This window comes from Leptospira sp. B5-022 (genome assembly GCF_000347035.1).
Classification (GTDB): Bacteria; Spirochaetota; Leptospiria; order Leptospirales; family Leptospiraceae; genus Leptospira_B; species Leptospira_B cinconiae.
In genome coordinates, this window is sequence record NZ_ANIJ01000004.1 from 1 (window position 1) to 4,191 (window position 4,191).

A 4,191-nucleotide genomic window follows, 5' to 3' on the forward strand; every position below is an offset into this window, starting at 1 on the left:
AAATTTAATACGGCTCTATTTAAAAAATATTTAACCCTAAAGTAAAAAGAAAAAAGTTATCGGATGTGCGCCTAACGACCAAGGTGTTCCGACGTTTCGCGAGTCCGTAAGGACTTGGCACGAGACTTGCTCTGCAAGACGAGTGACAAAGCGAAATGTGCCGTAGGCCAAGCAAGGGTTGCGTAGCAAGCCCGCAGCGCTGCGGAAGCACCGACAGTTAGCCGCTGGTTTTGGGTTCGATCTGCAGTAGATTGAGCCAGGGATGGCGTTTATGCTCTAACCCGTGTTTTAGTAATATTACTTTTGATTTTGTAATCCTTAACCAAAATCTCTGTAGGAATCCCTAAATTCTTATTAATTTTCCTTATCATTTCTAAGGTCAGTTTTCTTTTCTTATTAAGAATCTCAGTCGCCCTACTCCTCCCACCTATCCAATTTCCCAAATCTACATTCTTCAAATTCTTTTCTTCCATTACTGATTTAATGGCTTCGATTGGATCCGGAGTTTCAATTGGAAAATGCTTATTTTCGTAAGAATCAACAAGCGTTATTAAGATGTCCAATTTATCATATTCGGGTGTATTTTTCTTGGCATCCCAAAGTTTTTCGATCTCTTTAAGAGCTAATTCATGATCTTTAGCAGATTTTATTGGCTTAATTTCCATCTAGATTTCCTCTGCATTAATTTTATCGTATTGCTCATGGGTTCCTATAAATCGAATGAAGACAGTTTGTAGATTATAATGTATTTTTACAATCAGCCTATACTTATTTCCATGAATATTAAAGACGATTCGATTATCTTTTAAAAAACTCGCATTTCTATACTTTTCTTTTACTGAACTAGGCGAAGTCCAGATCGATTTTGAAGCATCTTTATACCAGATTTCAATGGAGGTCTTTGAATCTGCATATTTGGGATTTTCATAGAAATCTCTCAAAGTTTTCCTAGAGATAACCCGCACGTTTACTATTATAAAATGTTACCCTTTTGGGAACAATTCTTTTTCTTCCATCACATCACCTTTGAATCGCGAGCACGGACGCTCGCTGTAACAATGGAGAAAATTATACCCAAAACTGGCGGCTAACGACCGAGGTGCTCCGACGTTTGCAATGGCACGAGTTTGCTTTGCAAACGAAGTGACAGAAGCAAATGTGGCGTAGCCCAAGCGAGCGGGTCACGAAGTGAGCCCCGAGCGGCGCGGAGGCACCGGAAGTTAGACGCAGTATAGGCGGAACTTAAGAATCTAACCATGAAATGAAGCCTTTACTAGATATTTCAATATTAGAAGGAGGTTGTATCATAAGCTGAGGGAACACAGTTACCAATTTTCTTCGCATTACCTGTGCATCAGAAAAGTCAATATAATATACTTTCTTTCTGGCTAAGTCATGATATCCTTCTGCAAATTGCCTTAACAAAAATCGAAGTAAAGCGTCTTCTTCTGAAAAGCTATAACCAATTACTATTAAGATATCAGTCTCTTTAAACATTTGAACTGTTTTTTGAAATAATTGTTTAAAGTAATCTTCATTATAATCTTGCTCCTTCGAAGGCAGCATAATTAGTGGAGTATTATTAAACTTGAGATCTGCGACATCTGAATAATCAAGTATATAATTTTCATCGCTCTTAAATATTTCAAATCCGCCATTAATTTTAAATAAGTTGATAAGATACTGGGATCCAATCATACGGGAATATTGGTATTTTCCATTTATAATGGAAGGAGTTATTCCTCGATAAAGCAAATTGAATATTGGACCAGGGTAAATCTTATCCAAAATCAATTCGACAACGGAATCGTAGTTGGTAGTGAAGATATTAAACTTTATATTATTTGCAACTATAGGTTCATCGACCACATGGGACTTTAAAATTTCTTTAAAAAATTTAATTATCTTATTCTGATTTTGTTCAAGAGGCTTTTCATGGTAGAATTTATCATTATTTCCGTGTACTTTATAATACTCTGCTTTCTGTGAAAAATTTCTTCTTACAACATTTTTAATCTCAGACAGTAAAAATGAGGCATTATTTCGATCAATATAACTAGGTCTCGTTTCAGGATAACGTAAATACATGCTTATTTCATAAACAATTTCTCTAAGCTCTTTAAAACTAATACCATCCTTAAATGATTCCCATTTGCTATTTGAAAAAAATAGTGACGGCAAATAAGATAACTCATTAAATAATGTCGAAGGAATAGTAAATAATTCTTCAGAATTAGGAAATGTCTTATCCCACGCCTTCGAAAATCCGGACCCAAGGAAAAAGGTTACTGAACTCCCTGGAACCAAGTTATCAACGTCTGAAATTAGTTTTTCACCCATACTTAAAATTTTAGCCTATATTGCGTCTAACGACCAAGGTGTTCCGACGTTCGCAACGGCACGAGTTTGCCCATGCAAACGAAGTGACGGACGCGAATGTGGCGAAGCCCAAGCAAGGGTTGCGTAGCAAGCCCGCAGCGCTGCGGAAGCACCGAAAGTTAGGCGATGGAGCGCAGATAGGCTGCAAAAAAATAACTAAATCTCTGTTTCCAAAGCCAAATTATTGAGAATTGTCGGACCTACTTTTTCACTTGCTGACGCGTCTTTTTCCGGATATTCAAAGCTAATAATGTAAAAAGTATTAGTTTTCGTATTTGCTAAGAATATTATCTCTTGTCTTACTTTTTCATTTTCGGCTTCATTCAAATCGACGAAGCGAATCCGTACTCCGTCAATAACATCAAGAGTAATTCTATCTGAGCTTAGCAAATTTTGTTTAGACTTATATGATTCATAGTAACTCCCCACTAAGTCTATCGCCTTTTTATCTTTCAAACCTCGGACAACATTAATACTTAAACCTGTCTTGAATCTTCCAAGTTTATCAATATCCTCCTTCGTTACAAAGTACGCTATAGTCCCCCCTTTCACTTCTGTTTTGAAGTAGTAATTTTTTGGTTTTAGTATAAATCCTTTTATTTCCTTCAAGGAAAGCCATTGATAGCCCTCTGGAGGGTTAGGAAGTTGTTTAATCTCTTGAGGAAATAATTCCCCCAGAATTAGTATGCCTAAGACTATATAAACAATTGTAATTTTTCTAAACATGAAATTTCCTTTAAAATATAATTCCTGCGCTCTTTCGCCTAACGGCCAAGCCTAGCCGACGTTTCGCGAGTCCATAAGGACTTGGCGCGAGGCTTGCCCTGCAAGACGAGTGACAAAGCGAAATGTGCCGTCAGGCCAAGCAAGGGTCGCTTTAGCGATCCCGCAGCGCTGCGGCTGAGGCGACAGTTAGACGCTGTAGCCAATACTACATAGACAAAATCTGCTGAAATGCTATATCTAGATTCATTGGATCCGGTTTAAATGCAGGATCAAAGTATTTAACCAATTCTTCAAAATGTTCAATTTGCTTCTCAATAAATTGGTTCAGAATTTCTATTCTATTTTCTTCGCCCAACTCTAATCCACTTCTTTTCTTACGAAGTAGCTCAAGGATTATATCTTTAACTACTCCATCTCTTAAGATTTCGTTCATTAGTGTTTCGAATTCCATAGGAGGAGAAGTTCGCATTTGCTCTACCCAAGCACAAGCTAACAATGGTCTCAGCACATAGAAGTATTTTTTTACCTTAACTTTCTCGCCTTTTAAGTAACCTTTGTAATTACCCATTGCCATTTTTAAATAATGATAAACCGTCCCAATGGGCGAAAAGTATTGTTTAGACAATGCAAAGAATAGATCATAAAACTGATCATTCTTTTTATAAATTATTGGCGATCTAAGCCATTCAAACAAGACCGGATTTGATTTATTCATCAAAAATAACGATTTCTTCAGATCCCAACCGCTATAATCCATTAAATCGAGAATTGGCATTTCTATGACGTCCCTCTTTGGAAGAACATTCAAATACCAATTTTGCGAATGTTTGTAAATGAATCTTACATCATAATCACTATCTAAAGATTCAAAACCCCAGGCCCGTGAACCGGATTCGATAGCAAAGAGAACTTCTACGTCAAATTCATTCTCTATTTGAACTAATTTGTTTTCTATTTTGTTTTTAATTTCTTGTATAATCATAATTTTTTGGCTATTGCGTCTAACGACCAAGGTGTTCCGACGTTTCGCGAGTCCGTAAGGACTTGGCACGAGACTTGCTCTGCAAGACGAGTGACAAAGCGAAA

Annotated in this window: 5 protein-coding genes; all 5 read right to left on the reverse strand. The window is 37.0% G+C overall.

Annotated elements, in window-relative coordinates; genetic code table 11:
* Window positions 1-269: 269 nt before the first annotated feature.
* Window positions 270-665 (reverse strand): type II toxin-antitoxin system HigA family antitoxin, encoded by a 396-nt coding sequence (locus tag LEP1GSC192_RS00065; RefSeq protein ID WP_020767875.1) that lies wholly within the window; start codon window positions 663-665, stop codon window positions 270-272.
* Window positions 666-965 carry a type II toxin-antitoxin system HigB family toxin gene (locus LEP1GSC192_RS00070; RefSeq protein ID WP_036088542.1) on the reverse strand — a complete coding sequence of 100 codons (300 nt, stop codon included), beginning with the start codon at window positions 963-965 and terminating at the stop codon, window positions 666-668. It abuts the gene before it with no gap.
* Window positions 966-1,242: 277 nt separating this feature from the next.
* On the reverse strand, window positions 1,243-2,340 hold the full coding sequence (locus tag LEP1GSC192_RS00075; RefSeq protein ID WP_020767872.1) for an SIR2 family protein: 1,098 nt from the start codon (window positions 2,338-2,340) through the stop codon (window positions 1,243-1,245).
* 195 nt (window positions 2,341-2,535) lie between these two features.
* A complete protein-coding gene (locus LEP1GSC192_RS19220; RefSeq protein ID WP_020767873.1) occupies window positions 2,536-3,105 on the reverse strand; it encodes a hypothetical protein in 570 nt (189 codons plus the stop codon).
* A gap of 205 nt (window positions 3,106-3,310) precedes the next feature.
* A complete protein-coding gene (locus tag LEP1GSC192_RS00085; protein ID WP_036088544.1) occupies window positions 3,311-4,087 on the reverse strand; it encodes a nucleotidyltransferase domain-containing protein in 777 nt (258 codons plus the stop codon).
* Between the last annotated feature and the right edge of the window lie 104 nt (window positions 4,088-4,191).

Coding starts and splice junctions, on each gene's coding strand:
- LEP1GSC192_RS00065 (WP_020767875.1), bottom strand. CDS start 665: ATGGAAATTAAGCCAATAAAATCTGCTAAAGATCATGAATTAGCTCTT.
- LEP1GSC192_RS00075 (WP_020767872.1), bottom strand. CDS start 2,340: ATGGGTGAAAAACTAATTTCAGACGTTGATAACTTGGTTCCAGGGAGT.
- LEP1GSC192_RS19220 (WP_020767873.1), bottom strand. CDS start 3,105: ATGTTTAGAAAAATTACAATTGTTTATATAGTCTTAGGCATACTAATT.
- LEP1GSC192_RS00085 (WP_036088544.1), bottom strand. CDS start 4,087: ATGATTATACAAGAAATTAAAAACAAAATAGAAAACAAATTAGTTCAA.